The 13,085-nt window shown below is 70.2% G+C and carries 12 protein-coding genes; 8 read left to right on the top strand and 4 right to left on the bottom strand.

The window, feature by feature from the left end:
• Positions 1-682 precede the first annotated feature (682 nt).
• From Aco04nite_RS07460 to rsrA, 4 genes are all read left to right on the top strand, one after another.
• Complete coding sequence (locus Aco04nite_RS07460) at positions 683-1,078, top strand: WhiB family transcriptional regulator (protein WP_212996412.1); 396 nt, start codon at positions 683-685, stop codon at positions 1,076-1,078.
• Between the two features lie 191 nt (positions 1,079-1,269).
• Positions 1,270-1,878 carry an alpha/beta hydrolase family protein gene (locus Aco04nite_RS07455; protein WP_212996411.1) on the top strand — a complete coding sequence of 203 codons (609 nt, stop codon included), beginning with the start codon at positions 1,270-1,272 and terminating at the stop codon, positions 1,876-1,878.
• Positions 1,879-1,948: 70 nt separating this feature from the next.
• The gene (locus Aco04nite_RS07450; RefSeq protein WP_212996410.1) at positions 1,949-2,782 is read left to right on the top strand and encodes a sigma-70 family RNA polymerase sigma factor; all 834 of its coding nucleotides are present in this window, start codon (positions 1,949-1,951) and stop codon (positions 2,780-2,782) included.
• Positions 2,779-3,063, top strand: a complete 285-nt coding sequence (gene rsrA / locus Aco04nite_RS07445) for a mycothiol system anti-sigma-R factor (protein WP_212996409.1) — start codon at positions 2,779-2,781, stop codon at positions 3,061-3,063. The genes Aco04nite_RS07450 and rsrA overlap by 4 nt, the downstream gene beginning before the upstream one ends.
• Positions 3,064-3,130: 67 nt before the next feature.
• On the opposite strand, the gene Aco04nite_RS50205 is transcribed toward rsrA, so the two are convergent.
• On the bottom strand, positions 3,131-3,205 hold the full coding sequence (locus Aco04nite_RS50205; RefSeq protein ID WP_369814844.1) for a 50S ribosomal protein bL37: 75 nt from the start codon (positions 3,203-3,205) through the stop codon (positions 3,131-3,133).
• A gap of 117 nt (positions 3,206-3,322) precedes the next feature.
• Between Aco04nite_RS50205 and Aco04nite_RS07440 the strand changes: the two genes are divergently transcribed.
• Entirely contained in the window at positions 3,323-3,538 is a 216-nt protein-coding gene (locus tag Aco04nite_RS07440) for a biotin/lipoyl-binding carrier protein (RefSeq protein ID WP_212996408.1), read from the top strand.
• 7 nt (positions 3,539-3,545) lie between these two features.
• Here the strand turns inward: Aco04nite_RS07440 and Aco04nite_RS07435 are convergent, their stop codons facing one another.
• On the bottom strand, positions 3,546-5,186 hold the full coding sequence (locus Aco04nite_RS07435; protein WP_212996407.1) for a tetratricopeptide repeat protein: 1,641 nt from the start codon (positions 5,184-5,186) through the stop codon (positions 3,546-3,548).
• Positions 5,187-5,449: 263 nt separating this feature from the next.
• Between Aco04nite_RS07435 and Aco04nite_RS07430 the strand changes: the two genes are divergently transcribed.
• Both Aco04nite_RS07430 and Aco04nite_RS07425 read left to right on the top strand, forming a co-directional pair.
• On the top strand, positions 5,450-6,484 hold the full coding sequence (locus Aco04nite_RS07430; protein WP_212996406.1) for an SIS domain-containing protein: 1,035 nt from the start codon (positions 5,450-5,452) through the stop codon (positions 6,482-6,484).
• 27 nt (positions 6,485-6,511) lie between these two features.
• Positions 6,512-8,059, top strand: coding sequence for a sensor histidine kinase (locus Aco04nite_RS07425; protein ID WP_212996405.1), 1,548 nt, complete (start codon positions 6,512-6,514; stop codon positions 8,057-8,059).
• Here Aco04nite_RS07425 and Aco04nite_RS07420 read toward each other — a convergent pair.
• Positions 8,056-9,444 (bottom strand): glycosyltransferase family 39 protein, encoded by a 1,389-nt coding sequence (locus tag Aco04nite_RS07420; RefSeq protein ID WP_212996404.1) that lies wholly within the window; start codon positions 9,442-9,444, stop codon positions 8,056-8,058. The genes Aco04nite_RS07425 and Aco04nite_RS07420 overlap by 4 nt on opposite strands.
• Positions 9,445-9,461: 17 nt before the next feature.
• Entirely contained in the window at positions 9,462-10,922 is a 1,461-nt protein-coding gene (locus Aco04nite_RS07415; protein WP_212996403.1) for a glycosyltransferase family 39 protein, read from the bottom strand.
• A 348-nt stretch (positions 10,923-11,270) separates the two neighbouring features.
• Here Aco04nite_RS07415 and Aco04nite_RS07410 point away from each other — a divergent pair, with 348 nt between their 5' ends.
• Positions 11,271-12,962 (top strand): nitrite/sulfite reductase, encoded by a 1,692-nt coding sequence (locus Aco04nite_RS07410; RefSeq protein ID WP_212996402.1) that lies wholly within the window; start codon positions 11,271-11,273, stop codon positions 12,960-12,962.
• Positions 12,963-13,085 lie beyond the last annotated feature (123 nt).

The raw sequence follows: 13,085 nt of genomic DNA, 5'->3' as shown, positions 1-13,085 counted from the left end.
CCAGGCCGCGCCTGCTCACGCCGCGCTGACTCAGATCGTGCACGCCCGGGCCGCGCCGACTCAGATCGCGCCTGCCCAGATCGCGTGCACCCGCGCCGCCCCTACTCACGCCGCGCCGACTCAGATTGCGCACGCCCAGATCGCGCCTACCCGCGCCGCCCCTACTCACGCCGCGCCTACCCACGCCGCGCCTACCCACGCCGCGCCGACTCAGATCGCGCACGCCCAGGCCGCAGAGCGTCAGCGCGCGTCGACTTCGCGTGGGGCGGGGGTTCGAGTGGTTGGGGTTGCCGGGCCATGTGGGACACACGGGGCGGGCCGGGGATCGGTTCAGCGGGTGGGGTGGAACTCAGGGGGCGGTCCGGTTCGGTAGGTTTGCCGGGCTGGGGTAGGGCTTCGCTGGGGTGCGCGGGGTTCGGATTGCTGGATACCGCAAGGGGCGCGTCGGGGGTTGTGACGTGATCGACTTGGGGTGTGTCTAATTTCCCGGAAAGTCGGGCGGCGGGGGCCGTTTGGTGGGGATATGCAGGCATTTTAATTAGCAAGGTTTGTTACGAGATAGACAAGCCCCTTGTTCTGATCTTGGTTCGTGCGATAGAAACCAGCGCCGGTGTGGTGACGGTTGGCACGGTGCGGACCTTGTCGCCACGGCTCTACCGGCACCCACGGGGGAGGTGGGCTGATGACACGCGCACGTATGCCGCGTCCACATGAAGTTGCTATTGCTCGGCGGGATCCGAGGCTCTTGGGAGCTATCGCGGAACGCCAGTCCGACGAAGCCTGGCGCACTCGGGGCGCCTGCCGCACCGTCGATCCGGAAACGTTCTTCCCGGCGCCGAATGAGCCTACCGAGGGCGCGACGTCGCTCTGCGGGGCCTGCGACGTCCAGGGTGCCTGCCTCGCGTGGGCCCTGCAGGTCGGCGATTGCCACGGCGTCTGGGGTGGCACCACGCCCCGGGAGCGCCGGGCGATGCTCGTCGCCTGGCGGGAGCGGGTCGATGCCAATGGTGATGCTGTTGATGACGGTCCCGATGAGGAGGATCGCCGCCTGCTCACGCTGGAGCCGGCAGCCGGCTGAGGCAACCTTGCAGCGGGCTGACCGAGAAGCCGGCTGACCGAAAATGCACATGAGCGTCCGTAGCCGGTGGAGGTAGCGCCCCGAGACCGGCGGGCGGGCGTCGCGACGATCACGACGGCGGTTCATCATTCGATGGACCGCCGTTGTGACGTTTCGGCGGGCAGGAACGGGAGCGGGTAGACATAGGAACTGTGCGCAGTCTTGAGATAACTACTCCGCGTGGCCCCGCCCGGGTGCGGATCGCCGAACCCGGGAATGCGACTTCACTGCTGGTTCTGGGTCACGGTGCCGGCGGGGATGTCGACGCCCCGGATCTGACCGCGGTCCACGAGGCGGCGGTCGCCCGCAGGATGAGAGTCGCGCTGGTCACGCAGCCGTACCGGGTTGCCGGGCGGAAGGCGCCCGCGCCGGCTGGGCACCTCGACGAGGCCTGGACGGCGGTTGTCGGGGAAATCAAGAAGACCGGCGAGCCGCTCATTCTGGGTGGGCGGTCGAGCGGGGCGAGGGTCGCTTGTCGTACGGCCACCGCGCTCGGCGCCGCGGGCGTGCTGGCGCTCGCCTTCCCCCTGCACCCGCCGGGAAAGCCCGAGAAGAGCCGCGCCGCTGAACTCCCGGCCGACCTCCCGACCCTGGTGGTCAACGGAGATCGGGACGCTTTCGGCGTACCCGTGGCAGTGGGGCTCGTAGAGGTAGCCGTGCGGCCTGGAGCGACGCACGACCTGCGGCGCGACCTGCCCGGGACGGTTGTTGTGGTGATGGATTGGTTTGCTCGCCACGGTTGGTGCGGATCGGCCGGCTGAGCGTGGAATGTTGACGGGGTCCGCGCCGTTACACCACCCGGAAGGCTGAACGTCGGAAGGGGCACGTGAAGTGCAAGCCGCAACCGGATTCGCAGAGCGCAATGGTCTGCAGGCCCGCAGGGTGCAGGAGTTGCTGCACTCGCCGGAGTGGCCCGCAGCGACCCTCGCGCCCGCCACATCATCGGTGAGTGTCAGCACACCCGCGGTTTTTGAGCCGTCTGGTGGGGCACTACCCGTATCCTCGGCGAGGTCGAGGGGAGAGGTGCGGGTGGCGCCAGCAGAGCGGACGAGTAAGACCGAGCGCAACAGCGTGCGGACCGAGGAGGCCCGGGCGCGGTTCGAGCGTGACGCGCTGCCCTTCGTGGATCAGCTGTACGCGGCTGCCCTGAGGATGACGCGGAACCCGGCCGACGCCGAGGATCTGGTGCAGGAGACGTTCCTGAAGGCGTTCTCCGCGTTCCACCAGTTCGAGGAGGGCACCAACCTCAAAGCGTGGCTGTATCGCATTCTGACAAACACATACATCAACTCCTACCGTAAGAAGCAGCGCCAGCCGGTGCAGGCTCCCACGGAGGAGATCTCGGACTGGCAGCTCGCGTCGAGCGAGTCGCACACGTCCAGCGGTCTGCGCTCGGCCGAGACCGAGGCGCTGGACCGGCTGCCCGACAGCGACATCAAGGATGCTCTGCAGTCGCTGCCGGAGGAGTTCCGGCTGGCCGTCTACCTCGCCGATGTCGAGGGTTTCTCGTACAAGGAGATCGCCGACATCATGGGTACGCCCATCGGCACGGTCATGTCCCGCCTGCACCGCGGCCGCCGCAACCTGCGCGGCATGCTGGAGCAGTACGCCGCCGACCGCGGCGTGACCCGCAACTCCGGCGCTACCGCCGCACAGGAGGCGTGAGCGACGTGAGCGACGACCAGAAGACCGATTGCAGCGTCGTGATCAGCGAGGTGTACCTCTACCTCGATCTGGAGTGCAGCAACGATCGACGGAACCTGATCCAGAACCACCTGGACGACTGCTCCGACTGCCTGCGGGAGTACGGCATCGAGCACGAGGTGAAGGCGCTGGTCGCCCGCTGCTGCGGTGACGAGACGGCGCCGGCGGAGCTGCGTGAGCGGTTGAAGATCAAGCTCAGTGAGTACGTGGTCGAGTCGGAGACCCGGGAGTACCTGCCGTAACGGCAGCGTCAGGACGTGAGAAGGGCCCGCAGCGGTTGACGCTGCGGGCCCTCTTCCTTGCCACGGTCTAGCTGTTGGGACGCTTGCCGTGGTTCGCTGCGCTCTTCTTACGAGCCTTCTTCTTGCGCGACTTCTTAGCCATATCGGCCTCCCTCTGCTGGCACACCAACCCGCCGATCCTAGACGGCCCGTGATGCCCGCCCCCCGCCGCCATGATTGGATGCAGTCACCGATAGCGCTCCGGAGGGGGACCAACACCATGGCCGACGAGATCCGTGCCGAGATGGTGGCCAATGTCTGGAAGGTCGTGGTCGCACCCGGTGCCGCGGTGGCGGAGGGCGACACGCTGGTGATCCTCGAGTCCATGAAGATGGAGATCCCGGTACTCGCCGAGTCCGACGGCACGCTCAAGGAGCTGGCCGTCAACGAGGGTGACGTGGTGCAGGAGGGCGACCTGATCGCCGTCATCGACTGACGAGGGATCAATGCCCGGACAGCCAGCGACGGAGCCGCCCGGTGCGGCCCGTTCGCTGCTGCGGGATGAGCGAGACCGCGTGCTCCTCCTCGGCCCGCACCAGCTCGGTGGCCCGTGACCGGGCCGCGGCGGGGATGTCGGGTGTCGCGAGCAGCAGGTGCGCGACCGACCAGGCGAGGCCGGGGGTGTCCGCGGCGTCCTCGAGGCGGGCTGCGACCAGGGTGGCCACGTCGTCCCGCGCCGAGGGGTCGACCCAGGCGTAGGTGATCAGCGCGAAGAGCGCCGCCTCGGTGATCGTGTCGAGGCCGCCGGTGGCGAGGGCGACCAGGTGGTGGCGGCGGCTGGAATCGGCCCATGGCTCGTCCGTGCCGTGGTGCAACAGCCCCAGGCACGCCCAGACCTGCGCGCAGCGGTCCCAGAGGGCCGGGTCGTGGGCGGCGAGCGCCCGGCCCAGCTCGGTGCTGGGTGTCACCGGTGGGAGCGCTATGAGCGCCAGCAGATCCTCCGGGTCGACGAGCATCAGACCCAGGGCGGCATCGTACGCAGCGGGCGGGCTCGGCCACAGCGGATGCGCGACCCGGTGCAGGCGCTCGACGGCATCGATCGAGGGGTAGCCGGGCGGCGCGCCGGGGCCCGGTGCCGGATAGGGCGCCCGGGCGGGGTCGGCGGGCATCCCGGGCGCGGACGGCACCCGGCTCAGCCACGGTTGGTCGGCGCAGCACTCGGCCAGGTCGGTGTGCTCGTGGCTGTCGTCGGGGTGGTCGCGCTGGAAGTCGGCGAGCCGGATCAGGTGGGCGAGGTCGCCGTCGGCGCGGTACCGCAGGCGGTGCCCGGTGTGCACGGCGCAGTCGAACGTCGGGTCGATCGACAGGGCGCGGTTGATCCAGCTCAGGGCGTCGTCGAGGCGGTCGGCGTCGGCGAGGGTGCCCGCGATGTCGGCGTAGAGGGACAGGTCGCTCGGGTCGTACATCACCGCGCGGCGCAGGGCGGCCAGGGACTCCGGGATGCGGCCGGCGCTGCGGTACGCGTACCCCAGCCAGATCTCGGAAAGTTTCGCGGGCCGTAGCCGTGCCCCTCGCAGTGCCCACTCCACCGCCTGGGTGGCCTCGCCGAGCCGGCGGGCCAGCGCTGAGCCGGCGCCGAGCAGCATGGCGTGTTCGGGGTTCGCCTCGATCGCGCGGCCGGCGAGGGTGAGGTAGGGCTGCAGGGCGGGGCGGCTGGACTCGGGCGCGGGGTCGCCGATCGCGGTGCAGAGCTGCATGACCGTGCGTGCGAGCAGGCCCGGCTCGAGGCGCTCGGCGAGGTCGGGGTCGCTGACCCAGGGCACGCCCGCCCAGTCGGCGCCGGGGGTGTGGCCGCTGGCCGCCACGAGCAGCGACAGGCCGTCCTCGGGGTGGCCCGCGGCGGCGAGCAGGTGGGCCCGCGCCACGACGGTGCCGACGAAGGCGTGCTGCTCTATCGGGAAGAGCTCGAGGGCGTCGTCGGCGCGGTCGGCGAGATGGCGGAGCAGCTCATGGGTTTCGGGCAGGGTTGGGGCGTGCGCGATCGCACCGGCCAGGTAACCGGCGGCGTGGTGCATCTCGCCACGCTCGAGCGCCGCGCGGGCCTGCTCGAGGTCGCTGTCGGCGGAGCGCCGGGCATCGTCCATCGCCGTGCCTTCCCTTGCCGCGCGAGCTGCGGTCGCACCTAACTGGTCGCGCCTACTGGCCGCGCCGCGCTGCGCGCGTTCGGTGACACACGTCGTACCACCGCAGGCGAGCCTAGGCGACGGATCTCGATCTGTCAGGCCCCGATTCCGTGCGCAGTCCTGCTCGAAACGTTGCTTCTGTAAACTCAAAAGTGCAAGAATGCGCAGCGAATGAGCGTCAATGCGCAGTATGGGGAGGAACAGTGACGCAGCGAGGCCAGGGAATGGCTGCTGACATCGCAGAGCAGCCGGGAGGTTACGCACGGTTGCTGGAGGGGGAGCCCGCCAAAGCGATCGCGGAGGTGGCCGCCAAGGTCGCCGAGCACCGCCCCAAGCACGTCGTCTTCGTCGGCCGGGGCACCTCCGACCACGCCGCGCTCTACGGCGCGTACCTGACGGAGATCCGGCTCGGGATCCCGGTCGGTCTCGCCTCGCCGAGCGCGATCACCCTCTACGGCGCGCGGCCCGACCTCGCCGGCGCGCTCGTGGTCGGCGTCAGCCAGAGCGGCGGTTCGCCGGACCTCACCGAGGTGCTCAAGGTGGCCCGCGAGAGCGGCGCGCTGACCCTCGCGGTGACGAACAACCCGGCCTCCACGCTCGCCACGACCGCGGAGCTGTCCGTCGACGTCGCCGCGGGTCACGAGCGCGCGGTCGCCGCCACCAAGACGTACACCGCCGAGCTGCTGGCCCTGCTGCTGCTCGTCGAGGGCATCCGCAACGGCGACGGCACCCCCGCCGCCGAGGAGCGGGAGGCGCTGGCCAAGCTGCCGGAGCTCGCCGAACGCACGCTCGGTGAGCACGGCGCGGACGAGCTGGCTCAGCGTTACCGGTTCGCGTCACGGCTGGTGACGACCGGGCGCGGGTACGCGTACCCGACGGCTCGGGAGACCGCCCTCAAGCTGATGGAGACGTCCTACCTGCCGGCCCTGGCCTTCTCGGGCGCCGACCTGCTGCACGGACCGCTCGCGATGACCGACCCGGACGTGCCCGTGGTCGCCGTCGTGGGCAGCGGCCCGGGCGGAAGCTCCATGGCCGACGTGGTGACCCGCCTCGGCGAGCGCCGCGCGGACGTCGTGACCATCGGCGCACACGACATCGCGGGAGCCTCCGGCCGGCTCGCCGTACCCGAGGTGGACGAGCGCTACGCGCCGCTGCTGGACATCCTGCCGCTGCAGAAGCTCGCGCTCTCGCTCGCGCTGGCCCGCGGCGAGGACCCCGACGCACCCCGCGGTCTGAAGAAGGTGACCGCGACCCTCTGAGAAATGTCGGCGTGGCAGTCTTGGTCCGTGTCCACGCTGCGCGATCTCGCCGAAGAGCACACCGGCCTCGGCCCGGCCGACATCGATCACCTCACCCGGCTCGCCGGCGACTGGCAACTGCTCTCCGACCTGTCCTTCGCCGACCTGCTGCTCTGGGTGCCGGTCCGGGGCGAGCCGGGCCGACCCCGCTCGTTCCTGTGCGTCGCCCAGGTGCGCCCCACCACGGCGCCGACGGCGTACCAGGACGATCAGGTCGGCAAGATCGTCGGCGGCCCGGAGGTGGCGCACCTGGACATCGCGTTCGCGCAGGGCCGCATCTGGCGCGAGGGCGACCCGGTCTGGTACGGCGACACCCCCGCACGGCACGAGGCCATCCCGGTCCGGCTGCGCGGCGACGAGGAGAACGTCGAGATCATCGGCGTGATCGGGCGGGACACCAACCTCTCCACCGCGCGTACGCCCAGCCAGCTGGAACTCAACTACCTCACCACCGCCGACGACCTCGCGCAGATGGTCTCCGACGGGACGTTCCCGCCGCCCCGGCACACCGGCGAGACCACGTCGGCGCCCCGCGTCGGCGACGGGCTGATCCGCCTCGACGCGGTCGGAAAGGTCACCTACGCGAGCCCGAATGCGCAGTCGGCGTACCGTCGGCTCGGTTTCAATGCCCACCTCGTGGGTGAGGAATTGTCGGTGCTCTCGAGCCGCCTGGCCGCCGACCCGCTGGAAGGCACCGACGCCGCCGAGCGCATCCTGACCTCGCTGCGGGGCGAAGCACCGCCACGCAAAGAGGTCGAGGCCCGCGGCGCGACCGTGCTGATGCGGGCGCTGCCGTTGATGCCCGCGGGCGTGCCCATCGGAGCGCTGGTGCTGGTCCGCGACGTCACCGAGGTCCGCCGCCGGGACCGCGCCCTAATGACCAAGGACGCGACGATCCGGGAGATCCACCACCGGGTCAAGAACAACCTGCAGACGGTGGCGGCGCTGCTGCGCCTGCAGGCCCGCCGGGTGAACGCGCCCGAAGCGAGAATGGCCCTGCAGGAATCGGTACGGAGGGTCGCGTCGATCGCCCTGGTCCACGAGACCCTGTCGATGTCGAGCGACGAGGCGGTCGAGTTCGACGGCATCGTCGACCGGGTCGCCTCCGCCGCGGCCGAGGTCGCCGCCACCGAGATCACCGTCAAGATGCGCCGCGAGGGCACGTTCGGCGTCCTGCCCGCGGAGATCGCCACGTCGCTGGTGATGGTCCTCAACGAGCTGCTGATCAACGCGGTCGAGCACGGCTTCCCCGCACCGGACGAGTCGGAGGAGCTGCCGCCGCCCTCGCTGACCCCGCCGGAGCCGGTCGGCGAAGTCGTCGTGTCGGCGCACCGCTTCCGCAAGCAGCTGCACGTCACGGTCGCCGACAACGGCAAGGGCCTTCCCCCGGAGTTCCACGCCGAGTCGAGCCAGCGGCTGGGATTGCAGATCGTGCGCGCCCTGGCCACGGGCGAGCTGCGGGGAACCATCGAGTTGCGCAACAGGGCCGGCGGCGGCACCGAAGCCGTGCTCGTCGTCCCGCTCGGCAAACGCTAACGGCGGGTGAAGAGGGCCAGCGTGATTCCCGGTACGCGGTAGCGCGTCGTCTCCTCGAAGGCGCTGGTGAGCAGGGCCTGCTCGCCGCTCGTGAGCTGGTCCGTCGGGCTCGCCCTGCGGCCGGTGGTGAGGCTGTCGGGGCTCAGGGTCCAGAGGCGGGTGGCGGGGGCGAGGCAGGGTGCAGGGTCGGCGCACTCGGTCGGCCACAGCGAGTCGTTCTGTTCCGCCGTGGCGGTCAGCATCAGGTCGCGGGGCAGGTCATCGCCGTTGTAGTAGTGCATGGCGGTGTCGGGGAGCTGCCAGCCGGCGCGGTCGGCGTACACGATGGCGTCTCCGGGTTGGGCATGGGTGCGGAGCAGGGTGGCGGCGGCCCGGTAGCCGACGCCGCTGTGCTCGCGGCGGATCTGTGCTTGTTTCGGGAGGCCGATCAGGGCGAGCACGAGCACGGCCACGAGGGCGAGCGGGAGGCTGACGCGGGACAGTCCGTGGGCTGCGAGCGCGCAGAGCAGCGGCACCACGAAGAGCAGGTAGCGGGGTACGAACATGGGCGTGACCAGCTGGTCGATCGCGTACAGGCCCAGGATTGGAAGCACCGCGCTGAGCAGCAGCGGATTGCCGCTGACCGCTGCCAGGGCCAGGATCGCACCGCCGACGATGCCCGAGAGGAACAGGTAGTCCGGGATGTTGGCCAGCGTCGTGGGCGTGGCGCGATGCAGCCAGTCGAGCTGCTTGCCGCGCTGATCGAGGCCGAGCAGCATGAGCGGCGTGAGCGCTGCCACCGCGACTCCCGCGCTCGGAATCCAGGCGATGAGACGCTGCCGCGCGATCACCAGATGCCCGGCGAGGATCAGCAGGGCGATCACATGCGCAAGACCTAGAAGGACAACGCATGTTCCGTACGCGTACCAGCGCCACCAACGCCCCTGCTCCACCGCCTTGACGAGCAGCAGCGTGGCCAGGGTCGCGAACAGCGCGGCGAACGCGTATCCGCGGGCCTCCTGCGCGTACCGGGAGACGACGGGCATCGCCGCGACCAGCAGCCCGGCGAGCAGCGCGGACCCCGGACCCCGCAGCCGCCCGGCCAGCAGCGCGGTGACCAGGGCCGTGGCGGTCATGGCGACCAGGGACGGTAGCCGCAAAGCCGGTGCGGAATCGCCGAGGAGGCCCATCGAGAAGTGGACCACCACGTAGTACGGCACCGAGGCGGCATCGATGTGCTGACCCAGCGCGACGATCTCGGACACCGGCCGGCGGGCCGCACTCCACGTGGCGAGCTCGTCGCGCCACAGCTCGGGCTTCGACGCTTGCCAGGAGACCGTGATTCCCGTCAGGACCGTCGGCAGCAGCCAGCACAGCAATCGGCGCAGACCGGCACGGGTGACCACACCACCACCGTTACAGGTCAGTCTGTGCGGCGCTCGAATAGTGCGATAGTGCCGAGCGGGATCACCCAATAGCCGGTGCGCTCGTACTCGGTAGTGAACTTCGCTTTCAGCTGTGGGCCGAGGTTGGAGAGGGCGTCGCCGCCCTGACGTGCGCCGACGTACCAGACACGCTGGTTGTCGAAGCAGGTCACGTCGGGGCATTCGACGGCGTCGAGCTGGCCGACCTCGGCTGCCGTGCGGCGCAGCATGACGTCCTTGGGTTTGATCTTCTCGTCGCGCATCTCGTAGTCGAAGCCGGAGCGTACGGACCAGGTACTGATCCGGCCGTAGACGATCGCGTCGCCGGGCTGCTGGTGCTTCTCGACGATGCCCGCCGCGACCCGGAAGTCCATGCCGCCGTGCGAGCGGTCGTCGCGGACGCTCTGCTGGAACTCGAAGCCGACCGCGGCGATCAGTAGCACGGCGGTGAGCGAGCGCCAGGGCAGGCCGCGCAGTGCCACCGCGGCGAGCAGGGCGAGCGGCGCGATCACGTAGAGGACGTAGCGGGGGACCCACAGCGACGACGTGAAGAACGAGACGGTGATCAGCACGACCGGCGGGAGGACGGCCAGCGCGGTCAGCTCCCCGAGCAGTTTCGGGCGCTCCCACCGGGCGGCGAGGGCGAGACCGATGACCAGCAGGCCGACGACCCGTTCGCCGAAGATGACGCCCGGCGCGATCAGGACCTGGTGCAGGTCCATCTCGGGGACCCATTCGAGCTGGGTGCCGCGCTGGGTCAGGCCGAGCCGGATCAGCGGGGAGACCAGCGCGATCGCGGCCGCCACGACGATCGGCCAGCGGATCAGCAGCCTGCGGTCGTGGTCGGCGGACCAGCGTACGGCGACCGCCACCACGTGCCCGCTGAGCACCAGCAGCCCCAGCATGTGGGTGTAGCCGAGCAAGGTCAGCGCCGCACCGTACGCGATCCAGCGCCACCAGTTCGGCCTGCTCAACGCGACGTAGAGCAGCAGCGTGCTGAGGATCGCGAACAGGAACGAGAAGCCGTACGCGCGAGCGTCCTGCGCGTAACGCGACATCTGCGGGACGAGCGCCACGATGAGCCCGCCGACGAGCCCCACACCGGGGGTGAAGAGCCGCCGTCCGAGCTCGCCGACCAGCCCGACGCCGATCGCGACAGCCAGCAGGGACGGCAGCCGGAACCAGCCCAGCGAGTCGCCGAACACGCTCGTCCAGTAGTGCATGAACAGGTAGTACGGCGAGATGACGCCGTCCATGTGACCCGCGAAGTCCATGAGCTGGCCCGGCGTACGCATCGCCGCTGACCAGGTCGCGTGCTCGTCCCAGCCCAGCGCCGGCTCGACCCACCCGATCCGGCCGATGATCAACATGGCCAGGGCGGGAATCAGCCACGGGACGACCCGCGACCACCAGGCGAATCGGGACGAAGAGCCGATCTTGGGCTCGATGGGGGCGATCACCGAGCGGTTGTAGCCCGGCCGGGTGAATCGACGGCCCCGCGGAGGGTTCCTGCGAGTGAACACTTGTGACAGGTGTTACCGGACACACTCCCGAAATCTGGACCCCTCTGGCCCAGAATGCCTTCGCGTGAGAGGCTTGCGGACATGACCGCTGCAGTTGACCGCCGCTTCGTGGCCCGCCGCCACGTGGATTACGGCCGTGTCCGCAGCGCGATGTGTCCGGGTTCCTGACGCCGCCCGACTTCTATGTCCGGGTGCGCAAGACGCCCGGCTTTCTCCTGACACCGAAGTCCTGAGACCCGCCGTGAGCGTCGAGCCGCGCCCACGAGTCTCCGGAGGATCGCCGACATGGCGCCCAGCAACGCCCCCGCAACCCCGGCCGCCCGCCCCCGCAAGGCGCGTGGCGAGGGGCAGTGGGCGCTCGGACACCGCGAGCCGCTGAACCCCAACGAGCGGATCAAGAAGGACGACAACCCGCTCAACGTGCGCGCCCGCATCGAGAACATCTACGCCCACACCGGGTTCGCCGGCATCGACCCGCAGGACCTGCGCGGCCGTTTCCGCTGGTGGGGGCTCTACACCCAGCGCAAGGCGGGCATCGACGGCGGCCGCACGGCCGTGCTCGAGCCGCACGAGCTGGAAGACGAATACTTCATGCTCCGCATCCGCATCGACGGCGGCTCGCTGACCGTCGCGCAGCTGCGGGTCATCGCGGACATCTCCAAGGAGTTCGGCCGCGACACCGCCGACCTCACCGACCGGCAGAACATCCAGCTGCACTGGATCCGCGTCGAGGACATGCCGGAGATCTGGCGGCGGCTCGAAGCGGTCGGCCTGGAGACCACCGAGGCCTGCGGCGACTGCCCGCGCATCGTGCTCGGCAGCCCGGTCGCCGGGGTGTCGACCGACGAGGTCATCGACCCGACATCGGCGATCGACACGATCCTCGAGCGCTACATCGGCGACCCGCGCTACTCCAACCTGCCCCGCAAGTTCAAGACGTCGATCTCCTGGCTGGCGGACACGCCCTACCAGGTCCAGGACATCGCGTTCCTCGGTGTCGACCACCCCGAGTACGGCCCCGGCTTCGACCTCTGGGTCGGCGGCGGGCTGTCCACCAACCCGCGGCTGGCCGAGCGGGTCGGCGTGTGGGTGCCGCTGAACGAGATCCCGGACGTCTGGGAGGCCGTCGTCGGCGTCTACCGCGACTACGGATACCGCCGCCTGCGCACCCGTGCCCGGCTCAAGTTCCTGATCGCCGACTGGGGCATCGCGAAGTTCCGCGAGGTGCTCGAGAAGGAATACCTCGGCCGCACGCTGCTCGACGGGCCCTCCGCCGAGCTGCCCGAGAAGCCGATCGACCACATCGGCGTGCACAAGCAGCTCGACGGCGCCAACTACATCGGTGCCGCCCCGGTCGTCGGGCGCTCCTCCGGGACGCAGCTCGGCAAGGTGGCCGACCTCGCTCAGGCGCACGGGTCGGATCGGGTGCGGCTCACGCCGTACCAGAAGCTCCTCGTCCTCGACGTCGCCGACGACCAGGTGGAACCGGTCGTGGCCGGCCTGCGCGAGATCGGGCTGGAGGCCCGCCCGTCGGCCTGGCGCCGAGGCACGATGGCCTGCACCGGCATCGAGTACTGCAAGCTCGCGATCGTCGAGACCAAGGCCCGCGGCGAGGAGCTGGTGGCCCGGCTCGAGGAGCGCCTGCGGGACTTCGACACCGACATCTCCATCCACATCAACGGCTGCCCCAACGCCTGCGCCCGCACCCAGGTCGCCGACATCGGGCTCAAGGGCATGCTGGTCATGAACGAGCACGGCGAGCAGGTGGAGGGCTTCCAGGTCCACCTCGGCGGCGGGCTCGGCATGGCGCAGGGTCAGACCGCCGGTTTCGGCCGCAAGCTGCGGGGCCTCAAGGCGACTGCGGAGGAACTCCCGGCGTACGTCGAGCGCCTCGCCCTTCGCTACCTGGACGGCCGCACCACGAGCGAGTCCTTCGCCGACTGGGTCGTCCGCGCCGATGAGGAGTTGCTGAAATGAGCGACGCCCGGAGCACCCCGCTCTACTGCCCCTACTGCGGCGAAGAAGATCTTTACCCGAACGAGGCCTCGCACGGAGCGTGGGAGTGCCATGCCTGCACCCGCGTGTTCACCGTCAAGTTCA

The sequence above is a fragment of the Winogradskya consettensis genome (assembly GCF_018332715.1).
Classification (GTDB): domain Bacteria; phylum Actinomycetota; class Actinomycetes; order Mycobacteriales; family Micromonosporaceae; genus Actinoplanes; species Actinoplanes consettensis.
Note: the sequence above shows the minus strand (reverse complement) of the source record. Positions and strands in the feature narration are given on the sequence as shown.